This window comes from Longimicrobium sp., from assembly GCF_036399255.1.
Classification (GTDB): domain Bacteria; phylum Gemmatimonadota; class Gemmatimonadetes; order Longimicrobiales; family Longimicrobiaceae; genus Longimicrobium.
On the sequence record NZ_DASWNM010000166.1, the window covers coordinates 64,122 to 84,396 of the forward strand.

Consider the following 20,275-nt stretch of genomic DNA (forward strand, 5'->3'; position numbering starts at 1 on the left):
TGCAGCGCGTACACGGCCGGAAAGGTGTCTGCGGAAGATTCCGCGATACTCACCGTTGCGGGAGCTTGCGACGGCACGACGGCAGGCCTCGCCGCGTGACGCACCCGCAGCGTTGCCTGCAACCAGATCTGCGATGAACCTGTGTGTGTTTTTCCTGCGGATCCGGGATCAGCCGTCGCGCGCGCCGGGGATGGGCTGCCCCCTGCCGCCGCCCCGCCCGGTGTGAGGATCGGGAAGCTGCAGCGTCTCGGCGGCGACGGCGGCCATGTCCTCGCGCACGCCAAAGGTGCCGAACGCGTAGCGGATGATGGCCAGCGCCAGCTCCCGCTCGCCCACCACGGCGCGGCCCACGCCCGTGCGCTCCAGGTGCGCGCGCTCCTCGTCGCTGTGGGTGCGCACCACCGCGTCGATGTCGGGGTTCATCTTGCGGGCGTGGTCCAGGATGAGGCGCGCCTGGAAGGCGTCGGGCGCGCTCACCACCAGCAGCCGCGCCCGCTCCAGGTGCGCGTGCCGCAGGATGCCGGGCCGGCTGGCGTCACCGAACAGGGCGGGCATTCCGCGCGCCCGCAGCGCCTCCACCTCCTCCCGGTTCTGCTCCACCACCACGTAGGGAATCCCCTGCCGCTCCAGCGCGTGCGCCACCGGGGCCCCCACCCGGCCGTGGCCGATGAGGACCGCGTGGCCGTGCAGCCCCGCCTCGTCCACCCCCGCGGGGAGCTCGGCCAGCGCGCCGGCGGGCCGCTCCAGCGCGGCGGCCAGACGGGGGCTGGCGCGCACCCGGCGCTCCAGCCAGGTCGCCGCGCCAAAGACGAGCGGGTTGGCGGTGATGGAGAGCAGCGCGCCCGCCAGCACCAGGCTCTGCCCCTCGGGCGTCAGCAGCCCCAGGGTAATGCCCAGGCCGGCCAGGATGAACGAGAACTCGCCCACCTGCGCCAGGCTGGCGGAGACCACCAGCGCCGTCCGCACGGGATAGCGGAACGCCAGCACGATGGCCAGCGCCACCAGCGACTTGCCGATCAGGATGATGAGCACCGTCCCCAGCACCTGCAGCGGCTGCTCCACCAGCACGGACGGATCGAACAGCATCCCCACCGAGACGAAGAAGAGCACCGCGAAGGCGTCCTGGAAGGGGAGCGCATCGGCCGCGGCCTGGTGGCTGAGGTCCGACTCGCTGATCACCACCCCCGCGAAGAACGCCCCCAGCGCGAACGACACGCCAAAGAGCCCCGCCGCGCCCACCGCCACCCCCAGCGCCACCGCCAGAATGCTGAGGGTGAACAGCTCGCGCGAGCCGGTGCGCGCCACCCACCCAAGCAGCCACGGCACCGCACGCCGCCCCCCCACGAACATCACGGCCAGGAACGCCGCCACCTTGACCAGCGTCATCGCCACGGCGGCGGCAATGCTTCCGCCGCCCTCCGGCGGCGTGCCGCCCAGCACCCCCGCCAGCACCGGAAGCAGCACCAGCGCCAGCACCATGGCCAGGTCCTCCACGATCAGCCAGCCGATGGCGATGCGCCCTTCCGCCGAGTCCACCAGCCCCCGCTGCTCCAGCGCGCGCAGCAGCACCACCGTGCTGGCCACGGAAAGGCAGAGGCCGAACACCACCCCCTGCCCCCACGGCCACCCCCACAGCCGCGCCAGCAGGGCGCCCATCCCCGTGGCCGCGGTGATCTGCGCCACGGCGCCGGGAAGGGAGATCTTCCGCACCGCCAGCAGGTCGTCGAGCGAAAAGTGCAGCCCCACGCCAAACATCAGCAGGATCACGCCGATCTCCGCAAGCTGCGACGCCAGCCCGGCGTCGCCCACGAACCCCGGCGTGAACGGCCCCACCGCCACGCCCGCGAGCAGGTATCCCACCAGCGGCGGCAGGCGCAGCCGGTTGGCCGCAAAGCCCAGCACGAACGCCAGCCCGAACCCCACGGCCAGCAGGGCGATCAGCCCCGTCTCATGATGCATGGCGGATCTCCCGCGTGGCGTTGGGCAAGGCGGTGGGACCGGGTTTCTGGCGCACGGGCATCATCGGTTCAGGGGTCCGCAAACCGGAGCGAACTCCCTACTTAGCCACATCCGGCGGCCGGGGCAAGCATTGGCCGCCGACGCCAGCCCATCGGTCCTCCACCGGCCGCGCCGCCTCCGCGCGGCGGCATCCGACGTGGTGAATGACGCTGATCGGCCTCGACGATGGAGGCCTGGCGCTTCGCATGCGTGAGGGATGCGCGCCCGCAGGGCCGAGACACCGGCGCGCATGCACGAGAGGAGCGGAGACGCGACGATGCAGGTGAGCGCCGGGGGCTCGGCGCCGTTGGCAACAGTTGTATCGTTGCCTACGGCGCGCGCAGCCCGGCCCGGAGCGCAGCGGAGGGACACGCCCAACCCGCCGTTGCAGTCGTGGTTCCGAGCCGACGCATCGACCTCAGCCGGCGCATCCCTTGTTATGAGCAGCGTTCACACTGAGATTGTCGCGCCCACGAACGACTTACGCCGCGCGAACGACGGGTGCACATGAACAACATCGGCCGCAGGGTCGCCATCATCGACGGGTGCCGCACGCCCTTCGCCAAGTCGGGGACGGACTTCAAGGACGTCACCAGCACCGAGCTGGGCAAGGCCGCCGTCCGCGAGCTCATCGCCCGCACCGAGCTGGACGTGGAGCTGGTGGACCACGTGGTCTACGGCACCGTCGTGCAGTCGGTGCAGGAGCCCAACATTGCCCGCGAGGTCACGCTGGGCGCGGGAATCCCGCCGCGGGTGCCGTCGTTCACCGTGGGCCGCGCGTGCGCGTCCAGCAACCAGGCCATCACCTCGGGCGCCGAGCAGATCGCGCTGGGGATGGCCGACATCGTGATCGCCGGCGGCGCCGAGTCGCTGACGGACGTGCCCATCCTGTTCAGCAAGGAGATGCGCGAGGCGATGGTGCGCGCCAGCAAGGCCAAGTCGCTGGGCGACCGGCTGCAGGCCTTTCGCGCCATCCGGCCGCGGCACCTGGCCCCCATCACCCCCGCCATCGCCGAGCCCACCACGGGCGAGACGATGGGCGAGAGCGCGGAAAAGATGGCCAAGCAGAACGGCATCAGCCGCGAGGAGCAGGACCGCTGGGCGCTGCGCTCGCACCAGCTGGCCGCGGCGGCCACGGCCGACGGGCGGCTGACGGCGGAGATCGCGCAGTTCTACGTGCCGCCGAAGTACGAGCAGGTGGTCACCAGCGACAACGGCATCCGCGCGGACACCTCGTACGAGAAGCTGGCCTCGCTGAAGCCGGTGTTCGACCGCAGGTACGGCAGCGTGACGGCGGGCAACGCGTCGCCGCTGACGGACGGCGCCAGCGCGGTGCTGCTGATGAGCGAGGAAAAGGCGGCCGCGCTGGGGTACAAGCCGCTGGGCTTCATCCGCAGCTACGCCTACGCCGCGCTGGACCCGGGCGACCAGCTGCTGCAGGGCCCCGTCTACGCCGCGCCCACGGCGTTTGACCGCGCGGGGCTCACCATGAAGGACATCGACCTGCTCGAGGTGCACGAGGCGTTCGCGGCGCAGGTGCTGAGCAACCTGCAGTGGTTCGATTCCGACAAGATTGCTCGCGAGCGGCTGGGGCGCGACAGGGCGCTGGGCCTGCCGCCGGTGGACCAGATCAACGTGATGGGCGGCTCCATCGCCATCGGCCATCCTTTCGGTGCCACGGGCGGGCGCATCACGGTCACCCTGCTGAACGAGCTGCGCCGCCGCGGCAAGCAGTTCGGGATGATCTCCGTCTGTGCCGCCGGCGCCATGGGCTTCGTGATGATCGTCGAGGCCGCGCCGGCCTGATGGGTCGGCAGCTCCATTTACACGAAAGCTCCCGGCCGTCAGGCGGGGAGCTTCGTATTCTCACCTCCCCGCCCGCTGCGTCAGCGAACGCGTTCCATCCAGACCTGCGGGTCGCGCCGGTGGTGCGTGCATGCGACGACGACGATCCCGGCATCATCCGCTACATAGGTGACGCGGTACGGAAACCGGGACAGGAACGCGGCGCGAGCGTTTCTGTACACGGGCGCGAATCGCAGCGGGTGCCCCCGGATGGTCGCCAGCGTGGAGCGCAGCTCCCGGCGGAACGCAGCCCCAAGCCGCGAGTTCCTGCGTGATACCAGTCGGCCGCCTCGGTGATCTCGCGCTGGGCATCCGGCAGGATGACGAACGCGCGGCTCACGCGTACCGGCGGTCCAGTTCATCCAGGAACGCATCCACCGGCCTGGCCGCGCCCGGATCGCGCTCGTGCGCCGCAAGCCGGCGGTCGATCTCTGCCTGCTCGCGCTCCGACAGGTGCATTTCCCCCGGAGATTCCTCCCCGGCCGAATCCTCGAGGCGCCTCCGCATTTCGGCACGCACCTGCTCCCACGGAACGGAGGTCGAGGGGTCCGCGAGGTGCGCCTCGAACTCCCGTTCCGCCTCATCCAGAACATCATCCGGGATCGGGACCGGTCCGAGTTCCTCCTCGACGCTCTCCCAGAGCGCTTCGATGATCGCGAGGCGCTTTTCCAAGGGAAGCTGGCGGAGTTGGTCGATCGAGACGTCCATGGTTGCACTGCTCATTACGCGGGGCCTCCCTGGCCGGAACGGCCGGTTCCTGGGATGGAGGTTAACACGGGCCGGGCGGTCTTCCAACCCACGTGGTCCATGGGCGGCGGGCTGCACGGCACGGGAGAGCGCCGGCCGGGTCACCGCACGTGAGCACCGAGGGCGCAGGTGCGAAGAAACTTCGCCGTGAGCTCGCGCTTTTCGTCGCAGAGCTGCGCGAGCTGGTGCGTGTGGCGCTGGGTGGGAAGGTGGCACCAGACCACGCGCTTGCCGCGGGCCTGCACCGCGCGGATGGCGCGGACGTAGTCGGTATCGCCGGCCACAAGCATGGCGACGTCGAAGCGGTCCTCGTACGCGCCGCTCACCATGTCCACGGCCAGGTTCACGTCCGTCTCCTTCTCCACGTGGTAACGGCGGCCGCTGTCGTCCCAGCGCGGCTCGTGGCGGCCCAGCACCAGCTCGATGCGGCGGCTGCGGCGTAGCTGGTCAAAGAACTTCTGCTGGCGCCGGTAGGCCGGGCTATGGGCATCCGGCAGCGGCGACGTGTAGTAGTGCAGCTTTACGAAGTGATGCTCGCGGCTGAGCCGGGTGGCGAGCAGGTTCAGGTCGACGGAGTGGCCAAACCCGTCGTGCATCAGGGCGAGGTTGAAGTTGCTGCCGTCGACGAAGATCTCGAGCTTCGGAGGCCGCACAGCGGAGGAGACGGTCATCAGGATGACCCAAATAACGAGGGGTTGCACCATTGCTGGCACAACCCCCCGGAGGTGAGTACCCACACTGCCCGCAGGCAGGGGGCGACCGTCTGCATCCAAGCTAAACGCGCTGGGCAGCTCGGTCAAGGGGGTTGATGCGGCTCGTGATTCGCCCCCGACGTGAACGTTGTGAACGGTCGCGAGCCGGGCCGCAGGATAGTCGCCGGGCGGCGATTCTCAAAACCCCCGGCCGCCAACACGCGAACGAGTTTTTCGCGCCAGCAACGGCCCTGATCTACCCGCCGCGGAAGGGGCTGACCGGCGCCGGGGCAGCGCTTTTGCGGGTCCGCCCGCCGGCTCCGTCTCATCCGCCCTCAGCCCTCGCTCACGTTCGCGATGACTTTGCGCCACGCACGCGCCGCCGGCCTTTTCGCGGCGCTGCTCTTCAGCACGCCGGCGGCCCTCCTGGCGCAGGACACCGTGCGCATCGTGCCGCTGGACACGGTGAGCGTGCAGGTGCTCGGCACGCCGGGGCCTGTGCTGCGGGCGCCGTTCCCCGTTTCCGTGGTGCAGGAGGCGGAGATCCGGCGGGCGCGGCCGGGGCTGGCGCTCACCGAGGCGCTGTCGGCGGTGCCCGGGGTGCAGGTGGACAACCGCTTCAACTACGCGCTGGGCGAGCGGATCTCGGTGCGCGGGCAGGGCGCGCGGGCGCAGTTCGGCATGCGCGGGGTGCGCGTGCTGGTGGACGGCATTCCCGCCACGCTTCCGGACGGGCAGACGACGCTGAACCACGTGGATCCGTCCGCGCTGGGGCGCGTGGAGGTGATCCGCGGACCGGCGTCGGCGCTGTACGGCAACGCGTCGGGCGGGGTGATCCGGCTCTCCACCGCGCCGCCGCCGCTGGCGCCGCTGGCCTCGGAGCACCGCGTGCTGGCGGGGAGCCACGGACTGCTGCGGATGGAGACCAGCGTGGGGGGACGCACCGGCGCCTCGGCGTACCGCGCCTACGTGTCGCGGCTGTCGTACGACGGCTACCGGGAGCACGCGTCCGCCGACAACCTGAACGCGGGCGGAATGCTGCACCTGGCGCGCGGCCCGGACGAGGTGCGGCTGTCGTTCACCGCCGTGCGCTATGACGCGCTGAACCCCGGCTCGCTCACCGACTCGCTCCTGCGGGTGGACCGGGGCGCGGCGTTCGCGCGCAACGTGGAGCAGCGCACGGGCGAGGAGGGGCGCCAGGGGCAGGCCGGGGTGTGGTGGCGGCACCAGGCGGGCGCCGGTGCGCTGGAGGTGGCGGCGTACGCGCTGGGCAGATCCATCGACAACCCCATCCCCAACGCCGTCATCGACCTGGACCGGCGCGTGGGCGGGGTGCGCGCGTCGTGGTCGGCGGAGGCGGGGCCGCTGCGCTGGCTGGCGGGTGGGGAGATGGAGGGGCAGCGCGACGACCGGCTGAACTTCGCCAACCAGGCGGGGGAGCGCGGCGCGCGTACGCTGGACCAGCGCGAGCGCGTGGCCTCGGCCTCCGCGTTCGCGCAGGGGACGGCGGCGCTGTCGCGGGTGGAGGTGCTGGGCGCGCTGCGCTACGACCGCTTCCGCTTTGCCGTGCGCGACCGGCTGGTCTCCGCCGAGAACGCGGACGACTCCGGCGCGCGGACGATGCAGCGGCTGAGCCCCGCCCTGGGCGTTTCCTTCGCCGCGACGGAGCGGCTGGCGCTGTACGCCAACGTGGCGACGGCGTTCGAAACGCCGACGACGACGGAGCTGGCCAACCGCCCCACCGGCGCGGGCGGCTTTAACCCGGAGTTGCAGCCGCAGCGCACCGTGTCGGGCGAGGTGGGGGCCAAGGCGCGGGTGGCGCCGTGGGCGTGGCTGGAGGGAGCGGCCTACCTGGCCCGCGTGCACGATGCGCTGATCCCCTTCGAGGTGGCCGGCGCGCCGGGCCGCGTCTTTTACCGCAACGCGGGCCGGGCGCGGCACCGCGGCGTGGAGGCCAGCGCCGTCCTCACGCCGCGCGCGGGATGGACGGCGCGGGCGGCCTACAGCTGGACGGACGCGCGCTTCGGCCGGTACGTGGTCAACGGGCAGGACCGCGAGGGGAACCCCGTCCCCGGCGTGGCGCCGCACCGGCTGGACCTGTCGCTGCTGGCGAGCCCGGCGCGCGGGCCGTTCGCCGGGATTGACCTGCGCCACGTCTCCAGCACGCCCGTGGCGGACGACGACGCGGAGGGCCGGCTCCGCTCGCCCGCCTACACGCTGGTGGACCTGCGCGGCGGCTGGGAGGGCGCGCGCATCGGCGGACTCGCGCTGTCGCCGTTCGCGGGGGTGATGAACCTGCTGGACCGCGCGTACAACACGTCGGTCACGGTGAACGCGTTCGGGCGGCGCTACTACGAGCCCGGCCCGGGCCGCACCGTCTACGCGGGCGTCCGCCTCTCGCTGGGGATGCCGGATCGATAGTGCACGGACCCATTCACCCCGTCGTCGGGTCGACCCTCGGCAGGGCGAGCGGCGCTGGATCGTACCATCCCGATGCATTTCCGCGGAAGGCGGCTGCCTGCGTGCGGGACAGGATCATCCCACCTGTGCCGGGACGGGGCAGCCGCGGCGCTCGAAAATGATCCGGCCTGCCCTCCACGAGCAACCGCGGATCCGGCGCAAGTCGATGTGCGGGCGGGGGATGGGAAACCCGGGCTCCCGCGCGCGTTTTGTGACGTGAAATCTGGCATGCCTTATGCCCCGTCCAATCGATACCCCGGCGCCGCAAACGGCGGCGCGACAATGGGATCAGGACGCGCCCGGAGCCACTGCCGGGTGTCTGATGACACCCATGCGTCCTGAACCGGTTTGACCCTGGAGGGAGCCATGCGTACCACCATCCGCACCCCGCTCTTCGGCGTGCTCCTTCTCTCGCTCGCCACCGCGTGCGCATCGGCCGGGGGTGGAGAGTCGCAGTTCGAGGCTCCCAATTATGCCGACGGCGAGGTGGAGGTGGTGAACGACGGCCACCAGGACATGGTGCTGTACGCCGTGCGCGACGGCGTGCGGTTCCGGCTGGGACGGGTGAGCCGGATGGAGACGGCGCAGTTCCAGCTCCCCCGCCCCGAGGAGCGTTCCTCGTACCAGGTGTCGCTGATCGCGCAGCCGGTGGGCGGGGGACGCGCCTTCGCCTCCGCGCCGCTCATCTGGCACCTGGGGCAGAGCATGATGGCGCGGGTGGGACGCAACGCCGCGTCGCACACCTTCGACGTGGTCCTGCGCTGAACCGGGCCGGATCGGAATTCGCGGGGCCGCTTCCACCACCGGGAGCGGCCCCGCTCCGCGTGTGACACCGCGGCCCGCCGGCGGGTGGTGGATGGCGCTCACCTTGCCGTGCCCGGCGGGCCGTGCTAGAGTTGCCGTTTCCGTCCCGCCGCCGCAGATGCGGCCGCGGCGGGGCCGCACGACCCGCACCGACACCGACCATGGCCACCACGTTGAACCCCGAGGCCCCGGCGCCCACCTTCGGGCGTGAGAGCCGCTACGGGCTGGACAACCACGGCATCCGGAACCCCGGAACCGTTTTCTGGAACCTGAACCCGGTGGAGCTGGTGGAGCACGCCATCCGCCGGGGCGAGGGAAGCCTGGTGGACGGCGGGCCGTTCAACGCCGTCACCACCCCGCACACCGGGCGTTCGCCCCAGGACCGCTTCATCGTGCGCGAGCCCGCGTCCGAGGGCGACATCGACTGGGGCAAGGTCAACATCCCCTTCGAGGCCGAGAACTACGACCGGCTGCGCGAAGACGTGATGGGGCACCTGGAGGGCCAGGACCTGTTCGTGCGCGACATGTGGGGCGGCGCGGATCCGCGCTACCGGCTGGGCGTACGGGTGGTCACGCCCAACGCGTGGCACAACCTGTTCGCGTACAACATGTTCCGCCGCCCCTCCGCCGCCGAGCTGGAGGAGTTCGTCCCCGGGTTCACCATCCTGCACGCACCCGAGTACCAGGCGGACCCCGAGCGCCACGGCACCCGCACCAGCACCTTCATCCTCATCCACTTCGGACGGAAGGAAGTGCTCATCGGCGGCACGCGGTACGCGGGCGAGATCAAGAAGTCCGTCTTCGGCCTGCTGAACTACCTGCTTCCCAAGCAGGGCGTGCTGTCGATGCACTGCAGCGCCAACGTGGGCCCCGAGGGTGACAGCGCGCTCTTCTTCGGCCTCTCGGGCACCGGCAAGACGACGCTTTCGGCGGACCCCGAGCGCGCGCTGATCGGCGACGACGAGCACGGGTGGAGCGACGAGGGGATCTTCAACTTCGAGGGCGGCTGCTACGCCAAGGCCATCAAGCTGTCCCCCGAGGGCGAGCCCGAGATCTACGCCACCACGCGCATGTTCGGCACGGTGCTGGAGAACTGCGTGCTGGACGAGGAGCGCCGGGTGGACTTCGACGACCAGTCCATCACCGAGAACACCCGCGTCTCGTACCCGCTGCACTACATCCACAACCACGTTCCGCAGGCGCAGGGCGGCCATCCGCGCAACGTGGTGTTCCTGACCGCCGACGCGTACGGCGTGCTGCCTCCCATCGCCCGGCTCACGCCCGAGCAGGCCATGTTCTACTTCCTCTCGGGCTACACGGCCAAGGTGGCCGGCACGGAGCGGGGGGTAAAGGAGCCGCAGCCCACCTTCTCGGCCTGCTTCGGCGCCGTCTTCATCCCCCTGCACCCCGGCGTGTACGCCGAGATGCTGGGCGACAAGCTGCGCGAGCACGATGCGCGGGTGTGGCTGGTGAACACCGGCTGGACGGGCGGCCCGTACGGCGAGGGCAGCCGGATGAAGCTGTCGTACACGCGCGCCATGGTGCGTGCCGCGCTGGCGGGCCAGCTGGACGACGTGGAGACGGCCACCGCGCCCTTCTTCGGCCTGCAGATCCCCACCAGCGTCCCCGGCGTGCCCTCCGAGGTGCTGAACCCGCGCGACACGTGGGCCGACGCGGCCGCGTACGATGCCAAGGCCAGCGAGCTGGCCGAGGCGTTCCGCACCAACTTCGAGCGCTTTGCCGACCGCGTCCCCGAGGCCGTGCGCAACGCCGGGCCCAAGTCTTCGTAAACGGCGGCTCCGGTGGATGAGGGAAGGCGGGCCGGAGCCGACGGGCGCTCCGGCCCGCCTTTGCTTTGTGCCCGGCGGCGCGGGACGTAGATTTCCGGACGTGGACCCCAGGGACCCCAAGACCGACCATGACAGACACACAGCCGGCCCCGCGGCAGATTCCGCCGTCCATCGAAAAGATCCTGCGGCGCTTCGCCACCCTGTCGCCCGACATGACGCGCCAGGCGCTGGTGCAGTACGCCAACAGGCTGCCGCCCCTTCCCGAGCACCTGCGCGGGGTGGACCTGGAGCAGTACCGCGTGCACGAGTGCCAGACGCCGGTGGCCATCTTTCCCGAGGTGGTGGATGGAAAGATGTACTACCACGCCGAGGTGCCGCGGGAAAGCGCCGCCATCCGCGCCCTGCTGGCGATGATCTTCGACGCCGTCAACGGCCAGCCGCCCGAGACGGTGATCGCCATCCCGCCCGACTTCGTGCGGGAGGTGATGGGCAAGATCGGCCTCTCCGCGCGCGAGGCGGGGCTCACCGCCATGGTGGAGCGGCTGAAGCGCGCCGCCCGCATCGCCGTGCGGGAACGCGACGCCGTCCGGGAACCGGACGCGGCGTGAGCCCGTTCCGGGAACCGCCGTGGAATACGCAAGCAGTTCTTTCCCAATCACTTACCCGCTCGCTGCACGGCGGGCACGCGTGCGCCGCCGAACGGCGCGCCCCTTGCGCTAGCAGAGGCCAGCGCTTCTTTTACCGGCCCGGCCGGGGGAAAGCGCCTCCTGGCCGCGCGGCGTGTAGACACAGGAGAACGAGTCGTGAAGGCTGACGTGTTTCGGCGGCGCATGCGCGGGGCCGCCTGGCTGCCGGTGGCGGTGCTGCTGGCCGGGTGCGAACCCGGCGCGGAGGGTGGCTTTGACCGCGTGTCGTGGCGCGGCGAACCGCAGGTGCCGAAGGCCGCGTTCCCCGACCCGCCGGCGGTGACCCCCGGCACCACCGTGGGCGCCACCGCGGCGCGCATCGTGGCCACCAACCTGCCGCAGGGCGTCACCCAAGCCATGGTGGACCAGGGCCAGGACCAGTTCGGCACCGTCTGCGCCAGCTGCCACGGCCAAGGCGGCGCGGGAAGCCCGGCGGCACCGGCGCTGAATGACGCACAGTGGCTCAACATCACGGGGCAGTACCCCGAGATCATCAACATCATCAACGTCGGCGTGGCGAACCCCAAGCAGTACCCGGGGGTCATGCCGCCCAAGGGCGGCGGCAGCTTCGACGACCAGCAGGTGGCCGCCATCGCCGCCTACGTATACGCGCTGAGCCATCAGGGGGGCGCATGAGCCGCGAAGACCAGAACGCCGACGACACCTTCGGCACGGTGAAGGGCCGGCACCAGAAGTGGAGCGAGGCCAACCCGCGCCGCCGCGGCCCCTCCGCCATCAAGGTGCCGGAGATGAGCGACGCGGTGGAGAAGACGCTGGGGATGGCGGCGGGCTTCGGCGCGGGGGCGCTGCTCCTGCTGCTGGCGGCCGTCACGGCCACGGCCGCGGCATCGTGGGCGCGCGTGGACCGCAGCGGCGCGGCGGTTGCATATTCCATCGCCACGTTCTTTCTGATCCTGGCGGGGCTGGGGGCGCTGGCGGCCACGTACAACCACGTGTTCCGCATCATCCCCGGCGAAGCGCCGGAGCACCACTGAGCCTTGAAGCCGGCCTTTTCGCCCGACGAAAAGGCCGGAACCGGAAGGGGCGGACCGAGGGCCGGCGGCGGAAAATCGCCGCGCCTGAATCTGCTCTACGGGGATGAATGGACGGCAGGACCGTTAAGGAGCGTCTCGAGGAGTTGACAGCGAGCACTCTGCAACGTATTGTGTCTCACATCCCAAATGCGAATGGCCCAAGTACCCATACGTTTCCTGCTCCTTTTCTCACTGTGGAGGACTTATGTCCCGTGTTCGTGTAAGCTACGTCCTGGCCTTCTTTGGCATCCTGATCAGCACCGGCGGCTGCAGCAACTCGGCCACGGCCCCTGAGGCCGCCACCGCCGAGCGCGTCGAGGCGAGCAGCCGCAAGGCGCCCGAGCCGGTCGAGGAAACCGAGACCGGCGAAGTCACGGTCCAGTCGGGTTACATCTCCGTCGGCGGCTGAGCGGTTCGCCGCCCGGCCCACGCTGCACCCGGCACGACGGGGGTCCCTGCGCCGCTGCGCAGAGGCCCCCGCGTCACTTTCTCTGCCCGCCGCTGTGTTGAACCCTTCACTGCACCCGTTGCTGGAGCGCGCAGCCGAACAGGAGCGGTCCGGAGACTGGGCTGCCGCCGCGGGTACGTACGACGCCGTGTACCGCGAGCACCTGGCGGCGCATAACGCGGCCGGGGTGCTGGATGTCGTGGTGCGCCTGGGCCACACGCGCCGTTACGCGGGGCAGCACGAGCTTGCGCTGGAACTGTTCGAGCTGGCGCTGACGCTGGCGGAGCGGCATGCCAGCGACGACGTGGCCAGCCGCGCCCTCAACGGCCTTGGGCAGATGGCGCAGGCCCGCGGTGACCTGGAGCGCGCCGAAGGCTACTTCGGGGCGGCACGGGACCGGGCCGAGCGGCTGGGCGACCACTGGCTACTGGGCGCCGCGGTCCAGAACCTGGGCATCGTCGCCAACATCCGCGGCGACCTCGAGAAAGCCGCCGACCTGTACCGCACCGGTCTGGGACACCTTCAGGCCGCCAGCAACGTCGGCGCCCAGATAGCCGTGCTCAACAACTTGGGAATGCTCCACGTGGACCTGGGGAGCCTCGACACCGCCGAAGAGTATTTCGAGCAGGCCCTGGCACTTTGCGAGACGCGCGGAGACATCGTCCAAGAGGGTGTCATCCACGTGAACATGGTGGAGCTGTTCCTGGCGCGCGGTGAGCTGGAGCGCGCCCGGCAGAGCTGCGATGAGGGCTTCGAAATCTTCAGCCGCGTGAACCACGCGGTCCGCAAAGCCGAGGCGCTCAAGTTCTACGGGATCATCTACCGGGAAAGCGGAAAGCTGCACCTCGCCGAAATCCACCTGCGGCAGGCGATCGACATCGCCGCCCGCGAGGAGCCGCTGCTGGAAGCCGAGGCGCAGCGCGAGATGGCGCGGGTGCTGCGGCTGCAGGGGCGCAACCGGCAAGCGCTGGAGGCGCTGAACCGCTCGCACGCGCTTTTCACCAGCCTGCAGGCGCGGCCCGACCTCGCCGACATCGACGAGCGGGTGGCCGAGCTGGAGGTGGACTTCCTCTCGCTGGTGCGGTTCTGGGGCGAGAGCATCGAGGCCAAGGACCGCTACACGCTGGGCCACTGCGCCCGCGTGGCGGACTACGCCTGCCGCATCGCGGAGCGGGCGGGGCTGTCGGAGCGGGACCTGGTGTGGTTCCGGATGGGCGCCTTCCTGCACGACGTGGGGAAGACGGAGGTGCCCGAGGAGATCCTGAACAAGCCGGGGCGGCTGACGGACGAGGAGCGCGCCATCATGGAGCGCCACACGGTGATCGGCGACGAGATGCTGGCGCCGGTGGAGTTTCCCTGGGACATCCGCCCCATGGTGCGCAGCCACCACGAGCGGTGGGACGGCCGCGGCTACCCCGACGCCCTGGTGGGCGAAGAGATCCCCCGCTCCGCCCGCATCATGCGCATCGCCGACGTGTTCGACGCGCTGACCACGGCCCGCAGCTACCGCGCCCCGCTGACCCCGGAAGAGGCGCTCGCCATCATGGAAGACGACGCGGGCTCGTTCGACCCCGAGCTCTTCGCCATCTTCCTGGAGCTGTTCCCCGAGTTCGCGCCCACCGCCATCAACGCCGCTTTCGCCGGCACCGAGCAACGCTCATCTAACGCCACGGCGAAAACATTTACGCCGTAGCCACTGATTCTTCCTGCACTTGCAGGCCCCGAACGCGCAGCAAAAGCTCCACCGCTTCGCCGATCCTTACGTTGGGCGTGGAGGCGCCGGCGGTCAGCCCCACCACCAGGGGGCCGGCGGGCAGCCAGTCCTCGGCCTCCACCTCGGGCGCGTCCAGCGGGGTTCCGGCGGGCTTGAAGCGGATGGTGCCACGCTCGGGATCAATGCATGACGCGTCGGCCACGTGAAAGGTCACGGCGTGGCGGGCGCAGAGCACGGCCAGGTGGTTGGTGTTGGACGAGTTGTATCCCCCGATCACCACCATCACGTCCGGCGCGCCCTCCGGTCCGCTCATCAGCTTTTCGACGGCGTCCTGGCGCTCCTGCGTGGCGGAGCAGATGGTGTCGAACGAGCGAAAGTGCTGGCCGATGTCGAAGCCCGGCTCGCCGCCGAAGCGCCGCTGCAGCGACCTTCCAACCTCGGCGGCGATGCCCAGCGAGTCGCCGGAGAGCATGGTGGTCTGGTTGGCGACCCCGATGCGCGACAGGTGCAGGTCGGGGTCGAACCCGGCCGACATCTTTTCCGCGAAGTGCGCCAGGAACTGCTCGCGCGTCATCGCCCCCGGTCGGCCCTCCAGGTAGTCCATCACCCGCCGCGTGTCGTCCATGTCGCGGACGATGAGAAAGCGTCCCTCGGGGTACTTGAGGGCCTGGCTGGCGGTGGCGCGCGTTTCCTCGTGGTGGTGCTTGCCGTGGATGAGCGCGGTGTAGCCGTCGCGCGCGTACTGCTCCACGCGCTTCCACACGTTCAGCACGCTGCCGCAGGTGGTGTCGACCAGGATGCAGCCGATGGCCTGCAGGCGGCGGAAGTCGTCCACGGTGGCGCCAAAGGCCGGAAGGATGACCACGTCCTCGGGAACGATGCCGCCGAAGTCGAAGCGGCCCTGCGCGTCCGGCTGCAGAAAGACGACGCCCATGTCGGTAAGGCGCCGGTTTACGTGCGGGTTGTGGATGATCTCGCCCAGCAGAAAGATGCGCCGCCCGGGGAACTGGGTGCGCGTCTCGTAGGCGTACTCCACGGCGCGGTCCACGCCGTAGCAGAAGCCGAACTCCTCGGCCAGGCGCACGGTGACGCGGGCGTCGCCGTCCCCCCAGCTTTCCTCGTAGCCGTTCGCGCGGATGCGCTCCACCAGCGCGCTGTGGTACTCGGAACGGATCAGCGGCTCGATCTGCTTGCGAAGGCCGAAGCCGCGGCGAAAGTAGGTCTGCTCCATCAGCGTGCGCGGGGCGTCGTAAAGGCCGGGACGCGGGTGCATCGCGGCCCCGAAAGGTAACCGCACCGGCCCCGCCACGCCACCGGCGCGCGCGCGAAGCCGTTGCGGCGGCTTGATTTCGGGCACTCGTGCCGACCCGCGCACCGATCGCGGGATCGGGATTCGCAACAGCAATCCTCACGCAGAGGCGCCGAGAGGGCCACGATTCCGTTTTCCGGCTGTGTCTCGACACCTGTACGCGGGGCAGGCTCTTTTAGATTCGGGGCCACCCGCTCGCCGGCTACCAGTAGTCGCCCAGGTCCTCGGCGGTGACGACGGCCACCACGCCCTCGCGCGCCAGTCCCTTGCCCTCGACGGCATCTACGGATGATCCCTGTTCATCGAACCCTCCGCTGGTCCTTCACGGCCATGCTCCCGCTGCTGCTGCTCGGCGGATGCGCGGCGGCGGGGGGAGCCGCGGCGGCGGCGGAGAGCGGTCGCGGGCACCTGCTGATCGTGGGCGGCGGGCAGCAGCCGCGGGAGCTGGTCGCGCGGTTCGTGGAGCTGGCGGGCGGGCCGGGGCGGGCGCGCATCGCGGTGCTGCCGATGGCCAGCGCGGAGCCGGAGGCGTCGGGGCGGGAGAAGGCGGACGAGCTGCGCGTGCTGGGCGCGGAGACGTTCGTGATGAACCTGGCGCGTGACGCGGCGATGACGGACTCGGCGGCGCGGCTGCTGGATGGGGTGACGGGCATCTGGTTCACCGGCGGCGACCAGGCGCGGGTGACGCCGGTGCTGCTGGGCTCGCCGGTGCTGCGGGCGATCCTCGCGCGCTGGCGGGAGGGCGCGGTGGTGGGCGGCACCTCCGCGGGCGCGGCGGTGATGCCGGACTCCATGCTGACCGGCAACCAGTTCCGCACGGACACGGCCGGCTACTACGGCGACGAGTACCCGGACGTGGCGCGGCGGACCATCCAGGTGGCGCCCGGGCTCGGGTTTCTGCCGGGGACCATCATCGACCAGCACTTCATCCGCCGCGAGCGGCACAACCGGCTGCTGGCGGCGGTGCTGGAGCGGCCGGCGCTGATCGGCGTGGGGATCGACGAGTCGACGGCGGTAGAGGTGGGGCCGGACGGGCGCTGGACGGTGCGCGGCAGCGGTGCGGTGGTGATCTACGACGCGCGGCGGGCCCGCATCACCGCCCCCGACGCGCCGGTGCTGGGGACGGCGGAGGTGCGGATGCACCTGCTTCCGCCCGGCGCCGTCTTCGATCCACGGACGGGGCGCGCGCGCCTGCCCTGAGAGGGTGTTGCCAAGCCTCCCGGCGTGATTGGCTTCCTGAGGGAGACACCGCCCGGCAACTCGCCTGTACACTGCACCTTCACGCCGACCCAAGGACCTCGCCAGCAGAACGACGGGTCGGGTCCCGTGCCCTGATCTGGCTCCTGCGCCACCGAGACGAGGTCCTTCGGTCGCGCGCGGGCGGCGGTGTGGCTTCTGGGTACCCGTGGTGCGCTCCCTCAGGAAGTCATCGCGTCGTTGTGAGTTTGGGGGTTGGCAACACCCTCTCAGGAAGTCACCGCTTCGTGGGGAGTCTGAGGGTTTGGCAACACCTTCTCACGAAGTCATCGCTTCGTTGAGGGTTTGGCAACACCCTCTGAGAACTCGCGGCATCTACCGAGCACGAGACGAGGCGCCCCGCGGGATTCCGCGGGGCGCCTCGCCGTCATCGATCCCCCGATGCCGGCCAGGCAGGCTGCCGCGCCTCGGCGAAGAAGCAGGCCAAGACGGAGGCGTCGCCGTCCTCGTGGAACAGATGCCAGGCCTCCAGCATCCGCGGATCCGTACAGATGCAGCGTGCGGAAGCCGGAGAACGCCAGCCGACGATGTCCTCCGCGGCGCCCTGGGCCTCGGCGGGTGCGGCTTCCGCCGTGGGGGGCCTCGGCGTCCGCGGGGGTCTCGCCGTCGCCGGCATCCAGGTCGCGGGGGCCGAGGACGGGGAACGGGAACTGGATGTGCTGCACGTGCATCCCGCGCGTGATGCGGAACATGGGCAGTGGTGTGGCTGGGGAGGTGTGATCCGATCGTGATGAATCGGTCACAGGACGTCCCAGCCGTCCAGCGGTCACACGGGTACGATCGATCCGTGGATGAACGCCGACGGGCGCCCCGTGGAGCGCCCGCGTGCATCCCTCCCGGCGGGGAGGTCAGCGGCCGTAGTTGCGCGGATTGCGGGCGCGGCCGTAGCGGTCGCCCTGGTCCGGCGGGTACACCATTCCCGGCTCGGTGGAGGTCTGGCCGATGACGCCGCCCACGCGCGCCGTGCCGCTGTAGTAGCCGCGCAGCCCGGAATCCATGTCGTCGGCGTTGCGCGGGACGCCGCGGCCGGCGCGGTAGCCGCGGTCGTAGCCCATGGGAAAGCCCTGCAGGCCCGGCTCCGATCCGTAGTCGCCCGCGTAGCCGCGGCCGCGCGGCTGGGCGCCGCCGTAGCCCATCGCGCCACGCGGGCCCAGGTCGCGTTCGTAGGCGCCGCCGCTGTACCCGCTGTCGCCGGGGCGGCGGTTGACGAAGAACTCGTCACGGTCGGGCCCGCCGCGGCCGGTCTGGAAGTCGCCGCCGTAGCCGCGGCCCCGCCCCGCGCGCCCGAACTGGGCCATGCCGTAGCCGCGGTCGTATCCTCCGCGGCCGCCGCTGGAGCCGTACTCGGCGTCGTACCGCATGCCGCGGGTCAGGTAGTAGCCTTCTCCGCCGGGTCCGGAGGCGTCCATCATGGGGCGGCGCGGGCGGTCGTCGTCCGCGGCGAGACGGTGGAACATCCCGCGAACCCGGCCGATGAAATCGCGCTCGTAGCGTGCCATCGTGTTACCCTCCCTCGCGTCGTCACACCTGGCCCGGGGCACCTCCCCGGAGCCGCTCAAGGGGTGCGGCAGTCGCAAGTCGCGGACCCCGCGCCGGCTCAGGACGCGCCGCAGCCGGCCGCCACCTTTCGCACGCGCGCGGCCATGGCGCCGCAGCCGATCCACTTGGGGCTGCGGGTAAAGGTGATGGACAGCGTGGCCGCGGCGGGGTCCCACACGTAGTCGGCGTCGGCCAGCGTGTGGTGCACGGAGCCGCGGTCGCCCGGCGGCACCGGCACCCCCATCTCCGCGGCCCGCCTGCGCACACATTCCCACACCGGCGGAGTCACGCCCGTCAGCGTGAACGTGGGACACGCCATCGAAATCCTCTCTGGTCTGGAATCAGCCGCATCCTGCAGCCGGTTCCAGGGGGCAAGGCGGGTGCCGTCCCGAGATCCACGAGAGGAATGTCACGCGGAGGAGCAAAGAAGAAGCAGAGAAGCACGGCCTTGGCGGCCCGAGGCGAATGAATTCGCGACTGTGACAACGCGGTGTCCGCCTTCGCGGACGGGTGTTGCGTGATCCAATCAGCGGGTGCCGACCCGCGCAGTTTGCCGGCTGCCCCTCCAGCCGCGGGTGACCAGGCGCTTCGATGTTCCCCATGGATGCCGACGCGAGGTCCTTCGGTCGCGCGCCGGGTTTTCGGTACGGCAGGTCGTGGTGTGGCGCTCCCTCAGGAAATCAAAATCGCCGTTGCGCAGTTGAAGCCCGCGCGCAGTTTGCGGGGCTTCCCGCTTTTCCAGCCGCGGGTTCACCCGCCCGGGACGAAACCCGCCGGCGACGTCCCGTTCACCCCTTCACCCCTTCACCCCTTCACCCCTTCACCCGTTCACCCCGCCACCCCCATCCCCACCGCCTCCCGCGCCGCCGTCCGCCCCCGCTCCGTCAGCGCCAGGCGGTCGTCGCCGGCGCGGGTCAGCAGGCCGGTCTTCTCGGCGCCGCGGACCACGCGGTGGGCAAAGTCGTTCTGCCAGCGCAGGTGCTCGTGCAGGTGCGCCTCGCGGCACTCCTCGGCGGCGTCGGGCGAGCCCTCGTGGTTCAGCAGGTGAATGGCCAGCATGGTCTGCGCGAACTCCCACCGCTGCCGCGCCCGCCGCCGCGCGATGGCCAGCAGCCCCCGCTCCGGCGCAAGGAGAAAGACCAGCAGAAAGACCACGCCCGTCATCGTCGCCATCGACCCCGCGATGGACACGTCCAGCAGGTAGCTCATCCAGTACCCCGCCAGCGCGCTCACCACCCCCAGCCCCATGCTCAGCCCGATCATCCGCGGCAGCCGGTCCGTCAGCAGGTATGCACTGGCCGGCGGGGCGATCATCAGCGCCACCACCAGTACGGACCCCACCGCGTCGAACGCCCCCACCGCCGTCACGCTGACCAGCGTCATGAACAGGTAGTGGATGAGGCCCGGCGCAAACCCCAGCGCGCCGGCCAGCGCCGCATCGAACGTGGTCAGCTTCAGTTCCTTGTAGAACGCCAGGATGAACCCCGCGTTCAGCAGCAGCACCACGCCCATCAGCCAGAGCGTGCGCGGGCCCAGGTCCGTGCCGCCGACCACCAGCCGGTTGAAGGGGGCAAAGGCCAGCTCGCCCAGCAGCACCGCGTCCACGTCCAGGTGCACGTTTCCCGCGTAGCGCGAGATCAGGATGACCCCCACGCTGAACAGCGCGGGAAAGACCAGGCCGATGGCCGCGTCCTCCTTGACCAGGTGCGTGCGGTTGAGCACCTCGACCAGCGACACCGTCAGCACGCCGGTGAGCGCCGCCGCCAGGACGAGAAGCGGACTGGCGATGTTCTCGGTGACGAAGAAGGCCAGGACGATGCCCAGCAGGATGGCGTGGCTGATGGCGTCGCTCATCAGCGACATCCGCCGCAGCACCAGGAACACGCCGGGAAGCGCGCACGCCGCCGCGGTGACGGCCGCGATCCACTGGATCTCCTGTTCGGGAACCATCA

The 20,275-nt window shown here is 70.8% G+C and carries 17 protein-coding genes; 10 read left to right on the forward strand and 7 right to left on the reverse strand.

Annotation, left to right across the window (positions count from 1 at the left end):
- Positions 1–168 precede the first annotated feature (168 nt).
- The gene (gene ybaL / locus VGC13_RS31840; RefSeq protein ID WP_331129393.1) at positions 169–1,959 is read right to left on the reverse strand and encodes a YbaL family putative K(+) efflux transporter; all 1,791 of its coding nucleotides are present in this window, start codon (positions 1,957–1,959) and stop codon (positions 169–171) included.
- Between the two features lie 546 nt (positions 1,960–2,505).
- On the opposite strand from ybaL, the gene fadI reads away from it, so the two are divergent.
- Positions 2,506–3,804 carry an acetyl-CoA C-acyltransferase FadI gene (gene fadI, locus VGC13_RS31845; RefSeq protein ID WP_331129394.1) on the forward strand — a complete coding sequence of 433 codons (1,299 nt, stop codon included), beginning with the start codon at positions 2,506–2,508 and terminating at the stop codon, positions 3,802–3,804.
- Positions 3,805–4,179: 375 nt separating this feature from the next.
- On the opposite strand, the gene VGC13_RS31850 is transcribed toward fadI, so the two are convergent.
- Both VGC13_RS31850 and VGC13_RS31855 read right to left on the reverse strand, forming a co-directional pair.
- Complete coding sequence (locus tag VGC13_RS31850; protein ID WP_331129395.1) at positions 4,180–4,551, reverse strand: addiction module protein; 372 nt, start codon at positions 4,549–4,551, stop codon at positions 4,180–4,182.
- A 140-nt stretch (positions 4,552–4,691) separates the two neighbouring features.
- Entirely contained in the window at positions 4,692–5,261 is a 570-nt protein-coding gene (locus tag VGC13_RS31855; protein ID WP_331129396.1) for an NYN domain-containing protein, read from the reverse strand.
- 378 nt (positions 5,262–5,639) lie between these two features.
- Between VGC13_RS31855 and VGC13_RS31860 the strand changes: the two genes are divergently transcribed.
- The 8 genes from VGC13_RS31860 to VGC13_RS31895 all read left to right on the forward strand — a co-directional run bounded on the left by VGC13_RS31860 (position 5,640) and on the right by VGC13_RS31895 (position 14,197).
- On the forward strand, positions 5,640–7,703 hold the full coding sequence (locus VGC13_RS31860) for a TonB-dependent receptor (protein WP_331129397.1): 2,064 nt from the start codon (positions 5,640–5,642) through the stop codon (positions 7,701–7,703).
- Positions 7,704–8,108: 405 nt separating this feature from the next.
- Positions 8,109–8,507 (forward strand): hypothetical protein, encoded by a 399-nt coding sequence (locus tag VGC13_RS31865; protein ID WP_331129398.1) that lies wholly within the window; start codon positions 8,109–8,111, stop codon positions 8,505–8,507.
- Positions 8,508–8,707: 200 nt separating this feature from the next.
- Complete coding sequence (gene pckA / locus VGC13_RS31870) at positions 8,708–10,336, forward strand: phosphoenolpyruvate carboxykinase (ATP) (RefSeq protein ID WP_331129399.1); 1,629 nt, start codon at positions 8,708–8,710, stop codon at positions 10,334–10,336.
- 128 nt (positions 10,337–10,464) lie between these two features.
- On the forward strand, positions 10,465–10,944 hold the full coding sequence (locus VGC13_RS31875) for a SufE family protein (RefSeq protein ID WP_331129400.1): 480 nt from the start codon (positions 10,465–10,467) through the stop codon (positions 10,942–10,944).
- A 195-nt stretch (positions 10,945–11,139) separates the two neighbouring features.
- Complete coding sequence (locus tag VGC13_RS31880; RefSeq protein ID WP_331129401.1) at positions 11,140–11,658, forward strand: cytochrome c; 519 nt, start codon at positions 11,140–11,142, stop codon at positions 11,656–11,658.
- Complete coding sequence (locus tag VGC13_RS31885; RefSeq protein WP_331129402.1) at positions 11,655–12,017, forward strand: hypothetical protein; 363 nt, start codon at positions 11,655–11,657, stop codon at positions 12,015–12,017. Before VGC13_RS31880 ends, VGC13_RS31885 begins: the two co-directional genes overlap by 4 nt.
- A 244-nt stretch (positions 12,018–12,261) precedes the next feature.
- Complete coding sequence (locus VGC13_RS31890; protein ID WP_331129403.1) at positions 12,262–12,465, forward strand: hypothetical protein; 204 nt, start codon at positions 12,262–12,264, stop codon at positions 12,463–12,465.
- A 118-nt stretch (positions 12,466–12,583) separates the two neighbouring features.
- Positions 12,584–14,197, forward strand: coding sequence for an HD domain-containing phosphohydrolase (locus tag VGC13_RS31895; RefSeq protein WP_331129404.1), 1,614 nt, complete (start codon positions 12,584–12,586; stop codon positions 14,195–14,197).
- Here VGC13_RS31895 and VGC13_RS31900 read toward each other — a convergent pair.
- Positions 14,187–15,491, reverse strand: a complete 1,305-nt coding sequence (locus VGC13_RS31900) for a 4-hydroxy-3-methylbut-2-enyl diphosphate reductase (RefSeq protein ID WP_331129405.1) — start codon at positions 15,489–15,491, stop codon at positions 14,187–14,189. The genes VGC13_RS31895 and VGC13_RS31900 overlap by 11 nt on opposite strands.
- A 366-nt stretch (positions 15,492–15,857) precedes the next feature.
- Here VGC13_RS31900 and VGC13_RS31905 point away from each other — a divergent pair, with 366 nt between their 5' ends.
- Positions 15,858–16,727 carry a cyanophycinase gene (locus VGC13_RS31905; RefSeq protein ID WP_331129406.1) on the forward strand — a complete coding sequence of 290 codons (870 nt, stop codon included), beginning with the start codon at positions 15,858–15,860 and terminating at the stop codon, positions 16,725–16,727.
- Between the two features lie 905 nt (positions 16,728–17,632).
- Here the strand turns inward: VGC13_RS31905 and VGC13_RS31910 are convergent.
- The 3 genes from VGC13_RS31910 to VGC13_RS31920 all read right to left on the reverse strand — a co-directional run bounded on the left by VGC13_RS31910 (position 17,633) and on the right by VGC13_RS31920 (position 20,273).
- Positions 17,633–18,283 (reverse strand): hypothetical protein, encoded by a 651-nt coding sequence (locus VGC13_RS31910; RefSeq protein ID WP_331129407.1) that lies wholly within the window; start codon positions 18,281–18,283, stop codon positions 17,633–17,635.
- 98 nt (positions 18,284–18,381) lie between these two features.
- Positions 18,382–18,642 carry a hypothetical protein gene (locus VGC13_RS31915; protein WP_331129408.1) on the reverse strand — a complete coding sequence of 87 codons (261 nt, stop codon included), beginning with the start codon at positions 18,640–18,642 and terminating at the stop codon, positions 18,382–18,384.
- A 509-nt stretch (positions 18,643–19,151) separates the two neighbouring features.
- Positions 19,152–20,273 carry a metal ABC transporter permease gene (locus VGC13_RS31920; RefSeq protein ID WP_349264272.1) on the reverse strand — a complete coding sequence of 374 codons (1,122 nt, stop codon included), beginning with the start codon at positions 20,271–20,273 and terminating at the stop codon, positions 19,152–19,154.
- Positions 20,274–20,275 lie beyond the last annotated feature (2 nt).